Here is a 20,444-nt window from a genome sequence, read left to right on the forward strand (position 1 = left end):
GGCATGGACATCGCACCCGTCAACCTCACCGAGGCGCTGGCCTCCTTCGACGACGTCTACAGCCCACGCATCGTGGCCCGGATGAACGACTACGACATCCGGATCGCCCACACCCGGGGCGAGCACGTCTGGCACGTCCACGACGACACGGACGAGTTCTTCCTGGTTCTCGACGGCCGGTTCGACATCGCCCTGAGGAACGCCGACGGCTCCGAGACCACCGTCGTCCTGCGCCGCGGCGACACCTTCGTCGTCCCCCGGGGCACCGAGCACAAGCCGTCCTCGCCCGGAGCCTCGATCCTCATGGTCGAGCCCTCCGGGACGCGGACGACCGGGGACCGCCACGAGGGCGAGGTCCCGGCCCATGTGGACAGCACCACGGGCCACGCGCTCACCTGACCGGCCAGGCGGCCGCGCCCTCGTAGGCGTCAAGAGAGCCGGGCGGGCGCGGAGTTCCCGCGCCCGCCCGGCTCAGCCGTCTGCCTGCCCCGTCGTCAGCCCGCGCGCAGCAGCGAGGCCACGATCGGGCCCGCGGTGTCACCGCCGTGGCCGCCCTCGGGGACCACACCGGCCGCGGCCAGGTCGCCGCGGTACGCGGTGAACCAGCCGTTGGGCTTCTTCTGGCCGTCGACCTCCGCCGAGCCGGTCTTGGCGCCGAAGTCACCGCTCATCCCGGACATCGCCTCGGCGGCGGTGCCGGAGGTGGCGGTCAGATGCATCAGCTTGCGCAGCTGATCCCGGGTGCTCGACTTCATGGTGCGCGTGGCCTTGGCCAGTGTCCGGTCGTCCACCGACGGCGCGACCAGGTACGGCTGGCGGAAGACACCGGTGGAGGCGGTGGCCGAGACCGACGCCATGTTGAGCGGGTTCATCCGCACCCCGCCCTGGCCGATCAGCGAGGCGGCCTTGGAGGCCCCGGACTGCACCGGCACCGCGCCGTCGAAGGAGGGCGCGCCCGCCTGCCAGTTGAGGCCGATGCCGAAGACGTCGCGGGCCTCCTTGGTGAGGTCGTCGTCCTTCAGCTTCGGGGCCTGGCTGATGAAGGCGGTGTTGCAGGAGCGGGCGAAGCTCTGCTCGAAGGTGCCGTGCTTGATCTCGAACTTGTCGTCGTTCTGGAACTTCCAGCCGCCGTAGGAGGAGTACTTGGGGCACGGGTGCTGCTTGCCGTACCCGGCCAGGCCCTTGTCGAGGAGGGTGGCCGAGGTGATGACCTTCATCGTGGACCCGGGCGCGTAGGAGCCCTGGAGGGCCGCGTTGAAGCTGTCCGCGGGGGAGTTGGCCACCGCGAGGATCTCCCCGGTGCTGGGCTTGACGGCGACCACCGCCGCCTTGGAGCGCTTGCTCACCGCCTGCTCGGCGGTGCGCTGGAGCTTGGGGTCGATGGTGGTGCGCAGGGTGCCGGGGGTGCCCTTGGACAGCACCTTCAGCGTCTCGTCGGGGGACTTGGCGCCCTTGGCGCGGGCGATCCAGGTCTCCACGCCCGCCGTGCCGCCCGCCTTCTTGCCGTAGCGCTCGCGCAGCCCTTCCAGCACGGTCTTGAGCGTCGGATGGCCGGCGGCGGTCAGCGCCCCGCCGTCGCGGTCCACGGCCTTGATCGGCGGGGCCTCGGACTCACCCGTGCTCAGGGTGTCGCCGGTGTGCAGCTTGGGATGGACCACCGACGGCTTCCAGTCGACGACCGCCTTGCCCGAGCGGGTGTCGCGCGTCACCGTCAGCGAGGATTCATACGTCCAGGGGACCTGGCGGCCGCCGTAGGAGATCCGTGCGCTCACCGAGAACGGCACGGTCCGGCCGCTCGGCTGCCCCGGCTCCAGCGCCACCTTGTCGATATGCGCCTTCGTCCGGTACCCGGTGAGCGCGGTGGTGGCCGTCTTGGTGTCGTCGGTGAGCGCCGCGGCCTTCGCCGCCGACCCGGACGACCAGGCCGCCAGGAACTCCTTGGCGGTGGTCCTCACCTCGGCCGCGCTGGGCGGCCCGGTCTTCGCGCTCTTCAGGGACGACTTGTCGTCGCCCCCGGCGTTCGCGCCGTCCGACGCGTCGTCCTGGCCTCCGCCGCAACCGGCCGTACCGATCATGGCGGCGAACAGCGCGCCGGCAATCGCGGCTCTCGCGCCACTCCGCATTACAGAACCCCCACAGTCCTCGAATCCCCCCACCAGTCCGATGGGGGCCGCGGTGCAGGGCACTCTACCGGCATCCCCCGGACCGCCCGGCGCCGCCGCCGGACGGCCCGGCACCCGGCCCCGGGTCCGGGCTCAGATCCAGGTGTCCAGCCACATCCGGGCCTGCCAGGCGTCGACCGGCATGATCTGCCCGGTGTAGAGCGGGAAGAAGTAGATGAAGTTCCAGATGATGAGCAGGACCAGCGCTCCGGAGCCGACGGCGCCCACCACCCGCCGGGTCTCCGAGGCCCCCGGTGGCCCCAGCAGTGCGCCGATCATCATCGCCACCGCCAGACACAGGAACGGCACGAAAATCACGGCGTAGAACGAGAAGATCGTGCGGTCCTGGTAGAGGAACCACGGCAGATAGCCCGCGGCCACCCCGCACAGGATCGCGCCCGCCCGCCAGTCGCGCCGCAGCGCCCAGCGGAAGAGCAGGTACAGCAGCGCGAAGCAGGCGGCCCACCACAGCAGCGGGGTGCCGAGGGCCAGCACCTCGCGGGCGCACTTCTCGGTGGTGTCGGCGGGACAGCCCGACGCGCCGGGCTTGGGCGACTCCCAGAAGTAGGAGACCGGCCGGGACTGGACCAGCCAGCTCCAGGGGTTGGACTGGTAGATGTGCGGCGAGTCCAGGTCCACATGGAACTGGTAGACCTCGGTCTCGTAGTGCCACAGACTGCGCAGCGGGTTGAGCAGCCAGGAGAACGGCCCGCTGGTGCTGTAGCCGCCGTCGGTCTCGGCCCAGTGACGGAAGTAACCGCTGTCCCGCCAGCCGGTGCGCTTGCTGTACGAGCCGGTGGCCGCGAACCAGCCGGACCAGGACGCGATGTAGGTGACCACCGCCACCGGCACCAGCGACAGGAAGGCCCATCCCAGATCGCGCCGGAGCACCGCCCGGTAGGGGATGTGGGCCCCCGCGAGACGGCGTGCGCCCACATCCCACAGGACCGTCATCAGACCGAAGGCCGCCAGGATGTAGAGCCCGTTCCACTTGGTGCCGATGGCCAGACCCAGCAGCACCCCGGCCGCGATCCGCCAGGGCCGCGGGCCCAGCTTCAGACTCCGGGCGACCGCCGGATCCGGCCGGGCGGTACCGTCCTCGCCGACCGGCAGCGCCGCGGCGAGGCGGGCCCGCGCATGGTCCCGGTCGACCAGCAGACAGCCGAAGGCGGCCAGCACGAAGAACATGAGCACCAGGTCGAGCAGTGCGGTGCGGCTCATCACGAAGTGCAGCCCGTCCACCGCGAGCAGCGCGCCCGCAAGGCAGCCGAGGAACGTCGAGCGGAACAGCCGCCGCCCGATCCGGCACAGCATCAGCACCGACAGCGTGCCGAGCAGCGCGAGCATGAACCGCCAGCCGTACGGATCCAGCCCGAAGATCTGCTCGCCGATGCCGATGACCCACTTGCCGACCGGCGGATGGACCACATAGGCGGCGGCGTCGCTGAGCGGGATGTGCTGCGGTGAGCCGAGGAGCTGGTCGTTGGCGTTTTTCGGCCAGGTGCCCTCGTAGCCGAACTCCCAGATCGACCAGGCGTCCTTGGCGTAGTACGTCTCGTCGAATATGACGTTGTCCGGGCTGCCCAGCCGCCAGAAGCGGACCAGCCCGGCGCACAGTGCGACGAGCAGCGGTCCGGCCCACCCCGTCCAGCGGGCGATTCCGGCCGCCGCGGTGGGGGTCGCGCCGAGTGTCTCCCACAGCCGGGTGCCCGGCTGTGGATAGGGCGGGACCAGCCGCTCGCGTACGTCGGACCGGGGCCGGCCGGCGTAGCCGAAGCGGCGCAGCCGGCGCTGCCAGGCCGGCGGATGCTGGCCGGCGGCTTGGCCCGGCTGGGCGTGGGTCGCGGTGTCACTGCTCACCGGGCCATCGTAGGGAAGCGGTCGGTGACTGTGGTGCCCTATCGCGGCGGGCCGGGCAATCGTCCCCGTCACGGCGGTGCGGCGCGGCTGCGAGGATGGTGGGCGTGACTGGAACGCTGGTACTGGCAGGGACCCCCATCGGCGACACCGCGGACGCGCCGCCGCGGCTGGCGGCCGAGCTCGCCGCCGCCGATGTGGTGGCCGCCGAGGACACCCGGCGGCTGCGCCGCCTCACTCAGGCTCTGGACGTCCAGCCGGGCGGCCGGGTGGTGTCCTACTTCGAGGGCAATGAGTCGGCCCGTACCCCCGAGCTGGTCGAGGCGCTGGCGGGCGGCGCCCGGGTGCTGCTGGTCACCGACGCCGGGATGCCCTCGGTCTCCGACCCCGGCTACCGGCTGGTCGCCGCCGCCGTGGAGCGCGGCATCACAGTCACCGCGGTGCCCGGCCCGTCCGCGGTGCTGACCGCGCTCGCGGTCTCCGGGCTGCCGGTGGACCGCTTCTGCTTCGAAGGCTTCCTGCCGCGCAAGGCGGGGGAGCGGCTGGGGCGGCTGCGGGAGGTCGCGGCCGAGCGCCGCACACTGGTGTACTTCGAGGCCCCGCACCGGCTGGACGACACCCTGGCGGCCATGGCCGAGGTGTTCGGTGCGGACCGGCGCGCCGCGGTCTGCCGGGAGCTGACCAAGACCTACGAGGAGGTCCGGCGCGGCCCGCTCAAGGAGTTGGCCGCGTGGGCCGCCGAGGGCGTACGCGGTGAGATCACCGTGGTGGTCGAGGGAGCCGCCGAACCCGGGCCGGAGGACGCCGACCCCGCGGAGCTGGCCCGCCGGGTCGCGGTGCGTGAGGAGGCGGGGGAGCGCCGCAAGGAGGCCATCGCCGCGGTCGCCCAGGCGGCGGGTGTGCCCAAGCGGCAGGTCTTCGACGCCGTCGTGGCGGCGAAGAACGCGACGGGAAACATGCCACGCACAGGTAAAGGGCAGTAGCGGAAAGCAAAGGCCGGGTTAGCGGCCGGGCCGTTTGGTAAAGCCTGTCGCCAAAACTGCCTCAAAGTCGGGGAACAGCTGCTGCGGTATCGCGCGGAAAGGCGTCCACTGGTGGGGACGGCGCGGACGGGGCCCAGCCCGGAACCCTTGTCCCGCGCGACAGGAGGAGCTGCCATGAGCGATATAGCGGGAACCTCGAACGGTGTTCAGCCGACAGCCCGCCTCCCCATCGGCCCCGCGGTCGGCGAAGTGGCCCACGAGGCGTATGCCTTCGCCTGTATGAAGTGCGGACACGGCTGGGAGCGGTCGTACGACATCGAGCACCACGTGGACGGCGAGGGCCGGGCCTTCGTGGTGTACTTCACCGACGGGGAGCCCGTCCGATCCCCGCTCACGAGCCCCGACTGCGACAACTGCGGTGCGCACCTGGTGCGTATCATGCGCGCGGGACAGGTCTCGTCGGCCCTGGAGGGCGCGCGGCGCGGCCGTCGCGCCGCCTCGGGAGCGTCCGGGGTGTCCGGGGCGCCCGCGGCACCGTCGGGGGACGAGGAGGACGAGACCAGGCGCCGTAAGCACCACTGGCACCTGTCGGATCTGCTGCACCCCTTTCAGCACCACCGCCCCTGAGCCGGGCCGCCTGTCGCTTATGAGCCCGATACGGGACACCTGAGCGGCCGGACGCGATTCACCGCGCATTCACCGGCATTCATAGAATCGCGGCCATGGCGAAAACAGGACCGGCCCCCGGCGGCAGCGAGAAGGCGAACGGAGCACAAAAGGAAAAGAACGCTCCGCCGCCGCTTCCCGAACCGCTGCGGGTGCCGGTTGCCGACTCCCACACCCACCTGGACATGCAGAGCGGCACGGTCGAGGAGGCCCTCGCGAAGGCGGCCTCCGTCGGAGTGACCACCGTCGTCCAGGTGGGCTGTGACATTGCCGGGTCCCGGTGGGCGGCGGAGACCGCCGCCGCCCACGAGAGCGTCTGGGCCACCGTGGCCCTGCACCCCAACGAGGCGCCCCGGATCGTGCTGGGCGACCCCGACGGCTGGTCCCGGCAGGGCGCGCGGGAGCCCGGCGGCGAGGCGGCGCTGGACGCCGCGCTCGCCGAGATAGACGCGCTGGCCGCGCTGGACCAGGTGCGCGGCGTCGGCGAGACCGGCCTGGACTACTTCCGCACCGGCCCCGAGGGCATGGCCGCCCAGGAGCGCTCCTTCCGCCGCCACATCGGCATCGCCAAGGCGCACGGCAAGGCGCTGGTCATCCACGACCGGGACGCCCATGACGACGTGTTGCGGATCCTGGCGGAGGAGGGTACGCCCGAGACCGTCGTCTTCCACTGCTTCTCCGGCGACGCGGCCATGGCCGAGGTGTGCGCCGAACGCGGCTACTACCTGTCCTTCGCCGGGAATGTGACGTTCAAGAACGCCCAGCCGCTGCGGGACGCCCTCGCCGTCGCCCCGCTCGACCGGGTCCTCGTCGAGACGGACGCACCCTTTCTGACCCCCGCCCCCTACCGCGGACGGCCTAACGCTCCGTATTTGATTCCGATCACCCTGCGAGCCATGGCCGAGGTCAAGGGAGTCTCCGAGGACACGCTCGCAGCCGCCGTAGCAGCCAATACGTCCCGCGCCTTCGGCTACTGACCGCTCCCGGAGCCCTCACGACATCACGACACAGCGTGACGAGTTGGCTTGGGAGAGTCACGATCACCCGCTACAGTCCCGGATCCAACGCCCCATCCCCGGACGTTGTGGAGTGTTGTCGTGAGCCATACGCAGGACAGCCACCCCGTCCCGGGCGGCCGCGCCGCCGCGCGCCGAGCCGCCCGGCGCCGACGCTCAGCCGACCGGACCGACCCGATGCGGCGGCTGCTGCCGCAGGCGCTGGTGGTCGCCGCACTCGCCGGAGGCACCTCCGCCTTCGTCGCCCATGACAAGGCGGTGCAGCTCATCGTCGACGGTGAGCAGCGCACCCTGCACACCTACGCCGACGACGTCGGCGAGCTGCTGGCCGAGGAGAAGGTGCGGGTCGGCCGCCACGACATCGTGGCCCCCGCCCCCGGCGAGAGCCTCGCCAGCGGCGACGAGGTGGCCGTCCGCTACGGCCGCCCGGTCACCCTCACCCTCGACGGCCGGCGCCGCCAGGTGTGGACCACCGCCGGCACCGTCGACGGCGCGCTGCGCCAGCTGGGGGTGCGCGCCGAGGGCGCCTTCCTCTCCGCCTCGCGCTCCGCCGGTATCTCCCGGCGCGGCCTCTCCCTGGACGTCCGCACCGAGCGCACCGTCACCTTCATGGCCGACGGACGCGAGCACACCGTCCGCACCAACGTCGCGACCGTCGGCGAGGCGCTCAAGGCCGCCGGGCTCACCCTGCGCGGCAAGGACACCACCTCCGTGCCCCCGGGCAGCTTCCCGCGCGACGGCCAGACGGTGACCGTGATGCGGATCACCGGTGGCAAGGAGACACACGACACGCCCCTGCCCTACAACACCGTCCGGCGCAACGACCCCACCCTGCCCAGGGGCACCGAGGTGGTGGCGCGCCAGGGCGAGCCGGGCTCCCTGCGCACCACCTATCGGGTGCGCAGCGTCAACGGCGTCCGCCAGCGGCCGCACAAGCTGGGTTCCGAGGTCGTCAAGGCGCCGGTGTCCAAGATCGTCCGGGTCGGCACCAAGCCCCCCCCGCCGCCCCCCGCGTCGCCCGGCGGCGGCCACTCCGACGGGCTCAACTGGCAGGCGATGGCGCACTGCGAGTCCGGCGGCCGGTCCAACGCGGTCGACAGCAGCGGCCGCTACGGCGGGCTCTACCAGATGGACCAGCAGACCTGGCGGTCCGTCGGCGGCACCGGCAACCCCCAGGACGCGCCCGCCTCCGAGCAGACCTACCGGGCGAAGAAGCTGTATGTGCAGCGCGGCGCGAGCCCCTGGCCGAACTGCGGCAGCAGACTGCACCAGTGAGGTCCCGGGCACCCCGTCGTCACACCGGTTCCCCTCCGGCCACCTCCCCGTGGTGGCCGGAGGCGAACCGAGCCTCAGGAAAATGCGCCTAAACTTCCCCGGTGAGCTCCACCGACCCCGATGTCCTGCTCGGCCCCGCCGACATCCGCGAACTCGCGGCCCGGCTCGGCGTGCGCCCCACCAAGCAGCGCGGCCAGAACTTCGTCATCGACGCCAACACGGTCCGGCGGATCGTGCGCACCGCGGGCGTACGTCCCGATGACGTGGTCGTCGAGATCGGCCCGGGGCTCGGCTCGCTGACCCTGGCCCTGCTGGAGGCCGCCGACCGGGTCACCGCCGTGGAGATCGACGATGTGCTGGCCGCCGCCCTGCCCGCCACCGTCGAAGCCCGGCTGCCCGGCCGCGCCGACCGTTTCGCGCTGGTGCACCAGGACGCGCTGCGGGTCACCGAACTCCCCGGGCCCGCCCCCACCGCGCTGGTCGCCAACCTCCCGTACAACGTCGCGGTCCCGGTGCTGCTCCATATGCTCGCCCGGTTCCCGAGCATCGAGCGGACGCTCGTCATGGTGCAGTCCGAGGTCGCCGACCGGCTCGCCGCGGCGCCGGGCTCCAAGGTCTACGGCGTCCCTTCGGTGAAGGCCGCCTGGTACGCGCGGGTCAAACGCGCGGGCGCCATCGGGCGCAATGTGTTCTGGCCCGCGCCCAACGTCGATTCGGGCCTGGTCTCCCTGGAGCGCCGCCCGGAACCGCCCCGGACCACCGCGTCCCGGGAGGAGGTCTTCGCGGTCGTGGACGCGGCCTTCGCCCAGCGCCGCAAGACGCTGCGGGCGGCGCTCGCGGGCTGGGCCGGTTCGGCCGCGGCGGCCGAGGCGGCCCTGACGGCGGCCGGGATATCGCCCCAGGCCCGTGGCGAGGCGCTCACCGTCGAGGACTTCGCCGCCATCGCCGAGCACCGCCCCGCCTCTGGTTAGGGGCCCGCCCGTCGCAGGCGCGACAATGGCCTCACTCGCCGACGAGTCAGCGGCACCCGTCGCTGTGCGGTTCCTTGTCCTGCCGACGAGCGACCGAGCACGGTCGACCGTCGACAGTGGCTTTTGCGCCCCGGAGGCGAACCGAGCCCCCAAAAAGAGAGGAACCCGCACCCGTGACCCGCCCCGTGACCGCCCGCGTCCCCGCGAAGGTCAACGTCCAGCTCGCGGTCGGCGGCCTGCGCCCCGACGGCTTCCACGACCTGGCCAACGTCTTCCTGGCCGTGGGCCTCTACGACGAGGTCACCGCCACCCCCGCGGATTCCCTGCGGATCACCGTCTCCGGGGCCGACGCCGACCAGGTGCCGCCGGACCGCACCAACCTGGCCGCCCGGGCGGCGCTCGCCCTCGCCGGGCGGCACGGTGTCGACCCGGCCGTCCACCTCCACATCGCCAAGGACATCCCGGTCGCCGGGGGCATGGCGGGCGGCAGCGCGGATGCCGCCGGGGCGCTGCTCGCCTGTGACGCGCTGTGGGGCACCGGCAGCTCCCGCGAAGAGCTGCTGGCCCTGTGCGCGGAGCTGGGCAGCGACGTCCCGTTCAGCCTGGTCGGCGGCGCCGCGCTGGGCCGGGGGCGCGGTGAGCTGCTCGACCCCCTGGCGACCGGCGCCGCCTTCCACTGGGTGTTCGCGGTCGCCGACGGCGGACTGTCCACCCCCGCCGTCTACCGTGAGTGCGACCGGCTCCGCGAGGCGTCCGGCACCGGCGCCACCGTCGAGGACATTGCCGACCCCGAGCCCTCCCCGGCTCTCCTGGAGGCCCTGCGCACCGGGGACCCGGCCGCGCTCGCCGCCGCGGTCACCAACGATCTCCAGCCCGCCGCGCTGTCCCTGCGCCCCTCGCTCGCCGAGACCCTGCGCGCCGGAGCGGACGCCGGAGCGCTGGCCTCCCTCGTCTCCGGCTCCGGCCCGACCTGCGCCTTCCTCGCCAAGGACACCGAAGCGGCGGAAGCCGTGGCCGCCGGGCTGGCCGCCTCCGGCACCTGCCGCGCGGTGCGGACGGCGTCCGGCCCGGCGCCCGGTGCGACGGTGCTGGCCGACTGAGCGGGCGGTCGCCCGTGGCGACTACCCTGGGACGTCGATCGATCCGCGTACAGGAGTGTGATGGCCACCAACCTGGTCAACGTCGAAGCCGTCGGCAAGGTGTACGGCACCCGTGCACTGCTCGACGGCATCTCCCTCGGAGTCAACGAGGGCGACCGGATCGGCGTCGTCGGCCGCAACGGCGACGGCAAGACCACTCTCATCCGGATCCTCGCCAAACTGGAGCCCGCCGACACCGGACGGGTCACCCACGCCGGGGACCTGCGGCTCGGTGTGCTCACCCAGCACGACTCGCTCGACCCCGCGGCCACCGTCCGCCATGAGGTGATCGGCGATCTCGCCGACCACGAGTGGGCGGGCGACGCCCGGATCCGGGATGTGCTCACCGGGCTGTTCGGCGGGCTGGATCTACCCGCCTTCCCGCAGGGCCTGGACACCGTCATCGGCCCGCTCTCCGGCGGTGAGCGCCGCCGGATCGCGCTGGCCAAACTCCTCATCGCCGAACAGGGCATGATCGTCCTGGACGAGCCCACCAACCACCTCGACGTCGAGGGGATCTCCTGGCTGGCCGGTCATCTGCGGGCCCGCCGCTCGGCGTTGGTGGTCGTCACCCACGACCGCTGGTTCCTCGACCAGGTCTGCACCCGGATGTGGGACGTCCAGCGCGGTGTGGTCCACGAGTACGAGGGCGGCTACAGCGACTACGTCTTCGCCCGTGCCGAACGGGAGCGCATCGCCGCCACCGAGGAGGCCAAGCGGCAGAACCTGATGCGCAAGGAGCTGGCCTGGCTGCGCCGCGGCGCCCCGGCCCGCACCAGCAAGCCGCGCTTCCGGATCGAGGCGGCCAACGCGCTGATCGCCGATGTGCCGCCGCCGCGCGACAGCGCCGAGCTGATGAAGTTCGCCAACTCCCGCCTCGGCAAGTCCGTCTTCGACCTGGAGGACGTGACCGTCACCGCCGGGCCCAAGGTGCTGCTGCGCCATCTGACCTGGCAGTTGGGGCCGGGCGACCGGATCGGCCTGGTGGGCGTGAACGGCGCGGGCAAGACCTCGCTGCTGCGCGCCCTGGCCGAGGCGGCCCGTACCGAGGGGGAGACCCAGCCCGAGGCGGGCCGGATCGCGGTCGGCAAAACCGTCAAACTGGCCTACCTCTCCCAGGAAGTGGCCGAACTCGGCCCGGACGTGCGGGTCCTGGAGGCCGTCGAGCAGGTGCGGCAGCGGGTGGACCTCGGCAAGGGGCGGGAGATGACCGCCTCCCAGCTGTGCGAGAAGTTCGGCTTCACCAAGGAGAAGCAGTGGACTCCGGTCGGTGATCTGTCCGGTGGCGAGCGACGCCGTCTCCAGATCCTGCGGCTGCTGATGGACGAGCCCAATGTGCTCTTCCTCGACGAGCCCACCAACGACCTGGACATCGAGACCCTGACCCAGCTGGAGGACCTGCTCGACGGCTGGCCCGGATCGCTGGTGGTCATCAGCCACGACCGCTACTTCATCGAGCGCACCACCGACCGGGTGCTGGCGTTGCTGGGCGACGCCACCCTGCGGATGCTGCCGCGCGGTGTGGACGAGTACCTGGAGCGGCGGCAGCGCGTCCTGGCCGCCGCTGCCCCGGCCGCGCCCGCCCGGCAGAAGGCGGCCGAACAGCCCGCGGGCGGCCGTCCGTCCGCCGCCGAGCAGCGTGCCGCCAAGAAGGAGCTGCAACGGATCGAACGGCGTCTGGACCGCATCAGCGAGCAGGAGTCCACCCTGCACGATGACATCGCCCAGAACGCCACGGACTTCACGAAGGTGGCCGAACTCGACGCCCGGCTGCGGGAGCTGACGGGGGAGCGCGAGGAGCTGGAAACCCGCTGGCTGGAGCTGGCCGAGGACGTCTGACGGACGGCGCGACGCGTGTCCCGCAACGGTCCCGTCACGGGCTGGTCTCAGCTGTTCGATGAGGTGGAGACCGGCCCGGGTCATGTCGGCGTCGGGTGATACAAAGAACTCCCGCCTGCCTGCCGTTCACTGGCGGGTCTCATGTCCGATTCGCTCCTTCCTGGAGGGCTTTGACCTCCGGGATCGCGGGGGAGGCCGGTCGGACTCTGGGTCCCGCGTAAGAAGGATTCCGCATGTCACAGCCGCCTCCGCCGCCCAACCAGCCGCCGCAGGGCGGCTTTGGCGCGCCGCAGAACCCCGGTTACGGCTACCCGCAGCAGCCGCCCGCCGCGCCCCAGCAGGGCCATGGCGCGCCGCAGGCACCGGGCCAGCCGCCGCAGGGCCCGCCTCCGCCTCCGCCGGTGTCTCCGCCGGCCGCGCCGCAGACGCCTCCGCAGGGCGCCGGCGGTTATGGCTACCCGGGCCCGGGGCAGTCGGTGCACGCTCAGCCGACCCAGGTGGGCATGGCCTCGCCGTTCCCGTCCGGCCAGCAGCCGTTCCAGCCCGGTCAACAGCAGTACGGCTACCCGCCTCAGGGCCAGTACCCCGGTGCGCCGGCGCCGGGCCCCGGCGGTGGCGGCTCCCGCCAGTCCAAGCAGCGCCTGATGATCATCGTGGCGGCCGTGGTCGCGGTCGCGCTGGTCATCGGCGGCGGCATCTGGTTCGCCACCAAGGACAAGGGTGACAACCAGGCCAAGGACGACGACAAGAAGAGCAGCCAGGGCAGTTCGAGCGGCAGTGACGGCGGCTCCTCGGGCGGGTTCGAGAAGAAGCCCGCGCCGAAGGCGGTCGACGCCAAGCTGCTCAACAAGGTCCCGATGCCCACGGTCAAGGACCATGTCACGGTCAAGGGCAGTTGGGTCACGGACGACACCTTTGTGAAGGTCGGTGCCTTCGAGGTCGTCGGCTACCCGCTGGACGGCGGCAAGCCGAAGTGGGAGATACCGCTGAGCGGTGCGGTGTGCTGGCCCTCGGACCACGTCACCGAGGACGGCTTGACCGCGGTGGTCTACCAGGACGCCAAGCCCTCCAAGAAGGACAAGTACGGAGGCGACTGCAACCAGGTCGGACTGCTCGACCTCAAGCAGGGCAAGTTGCGCTGGCACAAGAGCGTCGAGGGCGACTACAACAAGATGGACTTCGAAGAGGTGACCATCGGCGGCGGCACGGTGGCCGCGGGCGGATTCGACGGCGGGGTGGCCTGGTCCCTCGACGGCAAGCAGCTGTGGAAGCCCACGGAGAGCGACGAGTGCGAGGACTCCGGCTACGGGGGTGGCGAGAAGCTGGTCGCCGTGCGCAAGTGCGGTGACTACAACAACGAGCGGGTCGAGGTCCAGTCGCTGAACCCGAAGACGGGCGCGGTGAAGTCGACGTACAAGGTCTCCCCCGGTATCGAGTACGTGCATGTCGTCTCCACCGCCCCGCTGGTGATCGGTCTGGACGCGGGGGACGACACCGGCAACTCGGTCTCCGACTTCCTGGCGATCGACGACAGCGGCAAGGCCGGTCAGGTCCGTGGCAAGATCAGCACGGACAACGGCAAGTACGACCCCGAGTGCGACTCCAGCAATGTCGAGGGCTGCCGGAAGATCGCCATCAGCAAGGCGACGGACACTCTCTTCATGCCGTCGGAGGCCCGCAGCTTCAGTTCCGATGGCCCCCGTAACGAGGTCGTCGCCTTCAGCATGAAGACCGGCAAGGCGATCGGGAAGGTCGACGGTGTCGACAAGGCCGCGATGACGCCGCTCGGCACCGACAAGGACGGCTATGTGATCGCGTACCAGGACGGCGGCTACTCCCGGGGTGGCGCGGTCTGGCGGATCGACCCCAAGTCGTACGAGAAGGACAAGCTGCTCCAGAACCCCACCGAGTCCGCCGAGACGGAGTCGGACTTCAGCGTCGACTCCGCGGAGTTCCTCTTCGACGGTGAGCGGCTCTACATCTCCGATACCTACGCCAGGAAGCCCTCGAGCTACGACAACGGCCCCCTGAGCGTGGTCTTCGGCGCGAGCTGACCCGCGGCCCGGCACACCTCCGGCGGCCCCGCCCGTACCCACCGTACGGGCGGGGCCGCCGTCGTATGCGCCGGCTTATGCGCCCCGGCGCATGAACCGCTGGCATCGGTCGGATTCGGACGCCGACCGGATGTCAAGTAGGCACGAATGGCCGGGATTTCGGCATTCCGGGGGGCTTCTTCCCGGTAGGGGGCGCGCGACGTCGAACAAGCGTGTAGCTTCCCCCCTGGGCGAATGGGGGGAGCTCATGGGCGTGCGACTCATGGTGGTCGACGATCACCGTCTGCTCGCGGAGGCGCTCGCCTCGGCGTTGAAGCTGCGCGGGCACCGGGTGCTCGCCGCGGCCGCGCCGAGCGCGGGGGCGGCGGAGCTGGTGGTGAGCCGGGCACCGGAGGTGTGTCTGCTGGGCACGGCGACACCGGCCGAGCCGGGGGTGTTCGATCCGGTGGTGCGGATCAAGAAGGAGCGGCCGCAGGTCGCGGTGGTGGTGCTCGGCCCGGTGCCGAGCCCGCGCGGCATAGCGTCCGCGTTCGCGGCCGGGGCGTCCGGCTATGTGCGCCACGACGAGCGGATCGAGGGCGTGGAGCGCGCCATGATGAAGGCGCGGGCCGGAGAGGCGGCGGTGGCGCCACAGCTGTTGCAGGGGGCGTTCGCGGAGTTGCTGAACCCCGCGGCCCAGCCCGACGACGAGGGCGCACGGCTGCTGCGGATGCTCACCCCGCGCGAGGTGGAGGTCCTGGTGCGGGTCGCGGAGGGCGAGGACACCCGGCTGATCGCGGCCGGGATGGGTATCGCGCCCAGTACCGCCCGCACCCATGTGCAGCGGGTGCTGATGAAGCTGGGCGTCGGATCGCGGCTGGAGGCGGCCGCGTTGGCGGCGCGTACGGGACTGCTGGAGCGGGCGGCGGCGCACCGGGCGTCGCCGCCCGCCGCGTCGCCGCCCGCCTGAAGCGTCAGGCCGCTTCGTCCTCGGGCCGGGCCGGACCCGGCGGCGGCTCGGGGGCGGGCTCCGGGGCGATCGCGGGCCGCCGCCACATCCAGAGCAGAAACAGCAGCCCGACGACCAGCATCGACAGGCCGGTCCACAGGTTGATGTTGATGTTCTGGGCCTTCTTCAGATCCGCGTCGGAGGCGGTGAACCCGGCGATCGTCACGATGATCCCGTAGATCACGAACAGACCGCCGATGATCCGCCGGACGTCGAACAGCCGGGCCGCGGTCGCCGACTTCTGCTCCAGTTCCTCGACCTGGTGCTGGTACTCGTACTCGTCGCTCATGGCACGAACTCCTTTCCGGCCGGCGTCACAGGGAGAACGGGACGTAGCACAGGGCCGCGAGGATGATCGCGCCCCAGCCCAGCAGGGCGGGCTTGCGGTACCAGGCCTCGTCGCCCGCGGCCGGGGGCTCGGCCATCCCGGGCGAGGTGGTGCCGTAGACCAGTCCGGCCAGCGACTCCACCGGCTTGGGCGTGGTGAACAGCGAGACCCCGCCCATCACCACACCGCCGACGACAAACGCCACGATGGCGGAGACGAAGTTGGCGCCCTGGTCGCTGGGGATCGCGATGACGCCCTGCTTGTAGAACCAGAAATAGTTGATCATCGCTGCCACGGTGCCGCTGAGCAGCCCCCAGAACCCGGCGGCGGCGGTGGCCCGCTTCCAGAACATGCCGATGATGAAGACGCAGAACAGCGGCACGTTGAAGAAGGAGAACAGGGTCTGGAGATAGTTCATGATGTTGCTGAACGAGGAGGCGATGAACGCCGTCCCCATGCCGAACAGCACCCCGATGGCGGTGACCACCCGCCCGGTCAGCAGGTAGTACTCGTCGGGGCGGTCCTTGCGGATGTAGGCGCCCCAGATGTCGTTGGTGAACACCGTGTTGAACGCCGAGACATTGGCCGCCATGCCCGCCATGAAGGCGGCCAGCAGACCGGTCACCGCCAGGCCCAGCACCCCGTTGGGCAGCAGATCGCGCATGAGCAGCGGGATCGCGTCGTTGTACTGCAACCCGCTCTTCTCACTGCCGATGCCCGGTTCGAGGACCAGGGCGATCAGTCCGGGGACCACCACGATCAGCGGGATGAACATCTTGGGGAACGCGGCGATCAGCGGGGTGCGCTGGGCGGCCGAGAGGTTCTTGGCCGACAGGGCGCGCTGCACCTCGGCGAAGTTGGTCGTCCAGTAGCCGAAGCTCAGACAGAAGCCCAGACCCAGCACGATGGTCAGCCAGTTGGCGCCCAGCGGGTTGGCGGAGCCGATGCCGGTGCCGCCCCAGGCCGAGGTGAAGTCGGGTCCGTGGGAGCTCTCGAGGGAGTCCTTCAGTCCGCCCCAGCCGCCGACCCGCTTGAGGCCGACGACGGTCAGCGGGATGAGGGCGGCGAGGATGACGAAGAACTGGAGCACCTCGTTGTAGATCGCCGAGGAGAGGCCGCCCAGGGTGATGTAGGCCAGCACGAAGAGGCCCGCGACGACGATGGCCACCCACTGCGGCCAGCCCAGCAGAGCCTCCACCACGATCGCCATCGCGTACAGGTTGACACCCGCGATCAGCACGGACGCCACGGAGAAGATCACCGAGCTGAGCAGATGCGAGGACTGCCCGTAGCGGTGCAGCAGGAACTCGGGGACGGACCGCACCTTCGACCCGTAGTAGAAGGGCATCATCACCAAGCCGAGGAAGACCATGGCCGGGATGGCGCCCACCCAGTACCAGTGCACGGTGTAGACGCCGTACTGCGCGCCGTTGGCCGCCATGCCCAGGATCTCCAGGGCGCCGAGGTTGGCGGCGACGAAGGCGAGTCCGGTGACCCAGGCGGGCAGCGACCGCCCGGAGAGGAAGAAGTCGAGGCTGGTCTTCACGCTCCGTCTGGCAGCGAACCCGACGCCGAGGACCACCGCGAAGTAGAGGATGAGGATCGTGTAGTCGAGTGCGTTGGTGGGGAGCCGTAGCCCCTCGGCCAGATAGTGCATGTGACTCGCTTCATCTCGCTTCATTGCGTGAACGGAATGCACCACAAACGTGCGGTGAAGGTATCCGAATTCTCCGGCTTTGTCCGAGCACCTCCACTCTCCATTGACGTCGCTGTGCGCTTGTGGTTCATTATGTTTAGTTGTGTTGAGTGAAAATGGCAAGGTGAGGAGCCGGCGGAGTGAAGAAGACGGCGACGCTGCTCGCGGACGGACGCGAGCTCATCTACTACGACGCGCACGGTGACGCGGTGCGCGACGCCGTCGACCTGCGGCCGCTGGACCCCATCACCACCCGCTCCGAGATCCGCCATGACCCGCTGCTCGACGAGGACGTGGCCATCGCCTCGCACCGCCAGGGGCGCACCTACCATCCGCCCGCCGACGAGTGCCCGCTGTGCCCCTCCCGGGGCGGGCGGCGGAGCGAGATCCCCGCGCCCGACTACGACGTGGTGGTCTTCGAGAACCGCTTCCCGTCGCTGGCGGGGGAGTCCGGCCGGTGCGAAGTGGTCTGCTTCACCTCGGACCACGACGCCTCCTTCGCCGATCTGTCCGTCGAGCGCGCCGCCCTGGTGCTCGACGTCTGGGCCGACCGCACCGCCGAGCTGGCCCAACTCCCCGCCGTCGAGCAGGTCTTCTGCTTCGAGAACCGCGGCAGGGAGATCGGCGTCACCCTCGGCCATCCGCACGGTCAGATCTACGGGTATCCCTTTGTGACCCCGCGTACCCGTCGGATGCTGGATTCCGTCGCCGCTCACCGTGAGCGGACCGGTCGGAATCTGTTCGACGATGTGCTGGCCGAGGAGCTGGCTCACGGAGAGCGGGTGGTGCTGGACGGCGAGCACTGGACCGCCTTCGTCCCCTACGCCGCCCACTGGCCGTACGAGGTGCACCTCTACCCGAAGCGGCGGGTTCCGGACCTCACCGAGCTGGACGACGCCGCACACAAAGAGTTTCCACAGGTGTATCTGGAACTCTTGCAGCGCTTCGACCGGATCTTCGGGGAGGGGGAGCCGTCCACGCCGTACATCGCCGCCTGGCACCAGGCGCCGTTCAGTGCGGCGGACCGGCGGGATTTCGCTCTGCACCTCGAGCTTTTCACCATTCGCCGCACTTCCGGCAAGCTGAAGTTTCTCGCGGGTTCCGAATCCGGCATGAATGTGTTCATCAATGATGTGCCGCCGGAGGCCGCGGCCGAGCGACTGCGAGAGGTAGCGAAGAAGTGAGCAATGCGCAGCAGAAGAAGTACCTGGTCACCGGCGGTGCGGGCTATGTCGGCAGCGTGGTCGCGGCGCATCTGCTGGAGGCCGGTCACCAGGTGACCGTCCTGGACGATCTTTCCACCGGGCACCGCGAGGGCGTCCCCTCAGGGGCGGAGTTCATCGAGGGCCGTATCCAGGACGCGGCCAAGTGGCTCGACTCCTCCTTCGACGCGGTGCTGCACTTCGCCGCTTCCTCGCAGGTCGGCGAGTCCGTCGTCCGCCCCGAGAAGTACTGGGCGAACAATGTCGGCGGCACCACCGAACTGCTCGCCGCGATGCGCGACGCGGGGGTGCGCACCCTCGTCTTCTCCTCCACCGCCGCCACCTACGGCGAGCCCGATGAGGTGCCGATCACCGAGGACGCGGTCACCGCGCCCACCAACCCCTACGGCGCCAGCAAGCTGGCCGTCGACCACATGATCAGTGGTGAGTGCGCGGCCCACGGCCTGGCCGCCGTCTCGCTGCGGTATTTCAATGTCGCGGGTGCCTACGGGGCATACGGCGAGCGCCATGACCCCGAGACCCATCTGATCCCGCTGGTGCTCCAGGTCGCCCAGGGACGCCGGGAGACGATCTCCGTCTTCGGCGATGACTACCCGACCCCCGACGGCACCTGCGTGCGTGACTACATCCATGTCGCCGACCTGGCCGAGGCCCACCTGCTGGCGCTGGACGCCGCGGCCTCCGGTGAGCATCTGATCTGCAACCTCGGCAACGGCAACGGCTTCTCCGTCCGTGAGGTCATCGAGACCGTGCGCCGGGTCACCGGCCACCCCGTGCCCGAGACCGTGGCGCCCCGCCGCGGCGGCGACCCGGCGGTCCTGGTGGCCTCCGCCGAGCGCGCCAAGGAGCGTCTCGGCTGGCGCCCGAGCCGTACCGACCTGGCCGGAATCGTGGCGGACGCATGGGAGTTCGCACAGCGGAGGGAGAGCGAGTGACCGACAGCGACAGCGACAGGGCGTGGCAGGCGGTGGACCGGTTCCGCGAGGTTTACGGAACCGATCCCGCCGGGGTGTGGGCGGCGCCGGGGCGGGTCAATCTGATCGGTGAACACACCGATTACAACGACGGCTTCGTCATGCCGCTCGCGCTGCCCCACACCTGCCTGGCCGCCGCCGCCCCGCGCCGTGACGGTGTGCTGCGGGTGCACTCCGGGGAGGCGCCGGGCGGCACCGTCGAACTGCGCGTCGCCGACCTGGCACCGGCCGGGACCAGCGGGGCGGGTGGGGACCGCGGAGGCTGGGCGGCCTATCCGGCGGGTGTGGTCTGGGCGCTGACCGGGGCCGGGCTGCTCCCGGACTCCGACGACGGCGCGGCCGGGGCGGATCTGTACTTCACCTCCACCGTGCCCACCGGCGCCGGGCTCTCCTCGTCCGCGGCGCTGGAGGTGGTCACCGCGCTGGCGCTGAACGACCTGTACGAGCTGGGTCTTGAGCCGGGGGAGATCGCCCGGCTGTGCCAGCGCGCGGAGAACGACTTCGTGGGCGTCCCCTGCGGGATCATGGACCAGACCGCGTCCGCCTGCTGTGCCCAGGGCCATGCGCTCTTCCTCGACGCCCGGGATCTGACGCGCCGCCAGGTGCCGTTCGACCTGGCGGCGGAGGGGCTGCGGCTGCTGGTGGTGGACACCCGGGTCACCCATGAGCTGGGTGACAGCGCGTACGCCGCCCGGCGCGCCGCATGCGAGGCGGCCGCGCGGGAGCTCGGGGTGCGGGCGCTGCGCGATGTGCGGATCGAGGACCTGGACGCGGCGCTCGCCCGGCTCGCCGGGGCGGGCCAGGACGACAGTGTGCTGCGGCGGGTCCGCCATGTGGTGACCGAGAACCGCCGAGTGGAGGAGGTCGTCGCGCGGCTCGACGCGGGGGACGTCCGCGCCATCGGGCCGGTGCTGACCGACGGGCACGCCTCCTGCCGCGACGACTTCGCGATCTCCTGTGCGGAGCTGGACCTCGTCGTGACGTCCGCGAACGAGGCGGGTGCGCTGGGCGCGCGGATGACCGGCGGCGGCTTCGGCGGCTCGGCGATCGTCCTGGTCGAGGAGGTCGCCGCGGAGGCGGTGGGCAAAGCGGTCACGGAGGCGTTCGCCGGGGCCGGATACGCGGCGCCGCGGATCTTCACCGCGGTGCCGAGCGCGGGGGCACGGCGGTTGTAGCCCGATGCCCTCGGCCACTCCTCGATCAGATTTCGCCGTTCTGGGTCTACGTACTCCCCAAGACCGAACACAAAACTCACAGTAAACAAGTGAGGACG

Annotated in this window: 17 protein-coding genes; 13 read left to right on the plus strand and 4 right to left on the minus strand. The window is 71.1% G+C overall.

The genetic code is table 11. The features are described from left to right. Positions 1–3 precede the first annotated feature (3 nt). Positions 4–399 (plus strand): cupin domain-containing protein, encoded by a 396-nt coding sequence (locus JK363_RS20465; protein WP_201876413.1) that lies wholly within the window; start codon positions 4–6, stop codon positions 397–399. 95 nt (positions 400–494) lie between these two features. Here the strand turns inward: JK363_RS20465 and JK363_RS20470 are convergent, their stop codons facing one another. Beyond that, positions 495–2,123, minus strand: coding sequence for a penicillin-binding transpeptidase domain-containing protein (locus JK363_RS20470; RefSeq protein WP_201876414.1), 1,629 nt, complete (start codon positions 2,121–2,123; stop codon positions 495–497). 132 nt (positions 2,124–2,255) lie between these two features. Further along, complete coding sequence (locus tag JK363_RS20475) at positions 2,256–4,022, minus strand: dolichyl-phosphate-mannose--protein mannosyltransferase (RefSeq protein WP_201876415.1); 1,767 nt, start codon at positions 4,020–4,022, stop codon at positions 2,256–2,258. A gap of 104 nt (positions 4,023–4,126) precedes the next feature. Here JK363_RS20475 and rsmI point away from each other — a divergent pair, with 104 nt between their 5' ends. From rsmI to JK363_RS20520, 9 genes are all read left to right on the plus strand, one after another. Next, positions 4,127–5,002 carry a 16S rRNA (cytidine(1402)-2'-O)-methyltransferase gene (rsmI, locus tag JK363_RS20480; RefSeq protein ID WP_201876416.1) on the plus strand — a complete coding sequence of 292 codons (876 nt, stop codon included), beginning with the start codon at positions 4,127–4,129 and terminating at the stop codon, positions 5,000–5,002. Between the two features lie 174 nt (positions 5,003–5,176). After that, positions 5,177–5,629 (plus strand): FmdB family zinc ribbon protein, encoded by a 453-nt coding sequence (locus tag JK363_RS20485; protein WP_201876417.1) that lies wholly within the window; start codon positions 5,177–5,179, stop codon positions 5,627–5,629. A 95-nt stretch (positions 5,630–5,724) separates the two neighbouring features. Next, positions 5,725–6,645: a TatD family hydrolase gene (locus tag JK363_RS20490; protein WP_201876418.1), complete on the plus strand. Its 921-nt coding sequence runs from the start codon at positions 5,725–5,727 to the stop codon at positions 6,643–6,645. A gap of 48 nt (positions 6,646–6,693) precedes the next feature. Further along, positions 6,694–7,959 (plus strand): resuscitation-promoting factor, encoded by a 1,266-nt coding sequence (locus tag JK363_RS20495; protein WP_236075968.1) that lies wholly within the window; start codon positions 6,694–6,696, stop codon positions 7,957–7,959. 101 nt (positions 7,960–8,060) lie between these two features. Then, the gene (gene rsmA, locus JK363_RS20500; protein ID WP_201876419.1) at positions 8,061–8,930 is read left to right on the plus strand and encodes a 16S rRNA (adenine(1518)-N(6)/adenine(1519)-N(6))-dimethyltransferase RsmA; all 870 of its coding nucleotides are present in this window, start codon (positions 8,061–8,063) and stop codon (positions 8,928–8,930) included. 173 nt (positions 8,931–9,103) lie between these two features. After that, a complete protein-coding gene (locus tag JK363_RS20505; protein ID WP_201876420.1) occupies positions 9,104–10,030 on the plus strand; it encodes a 4-(cytidine 5'-diphospho)-2-C-methyl-D-erythritol kinase in 927 nt (308 codons plus the stop codon). Between the two features lie 60 nt (positions 10,031–10,090). Beyond that, complete coding sequence (locus tag JK363_RS20510) at positions 10,091–11,908, plus strand: ABC-F family ATP-binding cassette domain-containing protein (protein ID WP_201876421.1); 1,818 nt, start codon at positions 10,091–10,093, stop codon at positions 11,906–11,908. A gap of 233 nt (positions 11,909–12,141) precedes the next feature. Beyond that, positions 12,142–13,962, plus strand: coding sequence for a hypothetical protein (locus tag JK363_RS20515; protein ID WP_201876422.1), 1,821 nt, complete (start codon positions 12,142–12,144; stop codon positions 13,960–13,962). A 247-nt stretch (positions 13,963–14,209) separates the two neighbouring features. Further along, positions 14,210–14,911 carry a response regulator transcription factor gene (locus JK363_RS20520; protein WP_201876423.1) on the plus strand — a complete coding sequence of 234 codons (702 nt, stop codon included), beginning with the start codon at positions 14,210–14,212 and terminating at the stop codon, positions 14,909–14,911. Positions 14,912–14,915: 4 nt separating this feature from the next. Here JK363_RS20520 and JK363_RS20525 read toward each other — a convergent pair whose 3' ends face one another. Beyond that, entirely contained in the window at positions 14,916–15,239 is a 324-nt protein-coding gene (locus JK363_RS20525; protein ID WP_201876424.1) for a hypothetical protein, read from the minus strand. A 25-nt stretch (positions 15,240–15,264) separates the two neighbouring features. Then, positions 15,265–16,935 carry a sodium:solute symporter family protein gene (locus tag JK363_RS20530; RefSeq protein WP_201876571.1) on the minus strand — a complete coding sequence of 557 codons (1,671 nt, stop codon included), beginning with the start codon at positions 16,933–16,935 and terminating at the stop codon, positions 15,265–15,267. Between the two features lie 179 nt (positions 16,936–17,114). Here JK363_RS20530 and galT point away from each other — a divergent pair, with 179 nt between their 5' ends. The 3 genes from galT to galK are packed head-to-tail and all read left to right on the plus strand — an operon-like array spanning position 17,115 to position 20,346. Then, a complete protein-coding gene (gene galT, locus JK363_RS20535; RefSeq protein WP_201876425.1) occupies positions 17,115–18,158 on the plus strand; it encodes a galactose-1-phosphate uridylyltransferase in 1,044 nt (347 codons plus the stop codon). Next, on the plus strand, positions 18,155–19,132 hold the full coding sequence (galE, locus tag JK363_RS20540) for a UDP-glucose 4-epimerase GalE (protein ID WP_201876426.1): 978 nt from the start codon (positions 18,155–18,157) through the stop codon (positions 19,130–19,132). Before galT ends, galE begins: the two co-directional genes overlap by 4 nt. Beyond that, on the plus strand, positions 19,099–20,346 hold the full coding sequence (galK, locus tag JK363_RS20545; protein ID WP_201876427.1) for a galactokinase: 1,248 nt from the start codon (positions 19,099–19,101) through the stop codon (positions 20,344–20,346). Before galE ends, galK begins: the two co-directional genes overlap by 34 nt. The last annotated feature ends 98 nt before the right edge of the window (positions 20,347–20,444 follow it).

Origin of the sequence: Streptomyces coffeae, from assembly GCF_016741875.1 — a bacterium.
In the GTDB taxonomy this organism is placed as follows: Bacteria; Actinomycetota; Actinomycetes; order Streptomycetales; family Streptomycetaceae; genus Streptomyces; species Streptomyces coffeae.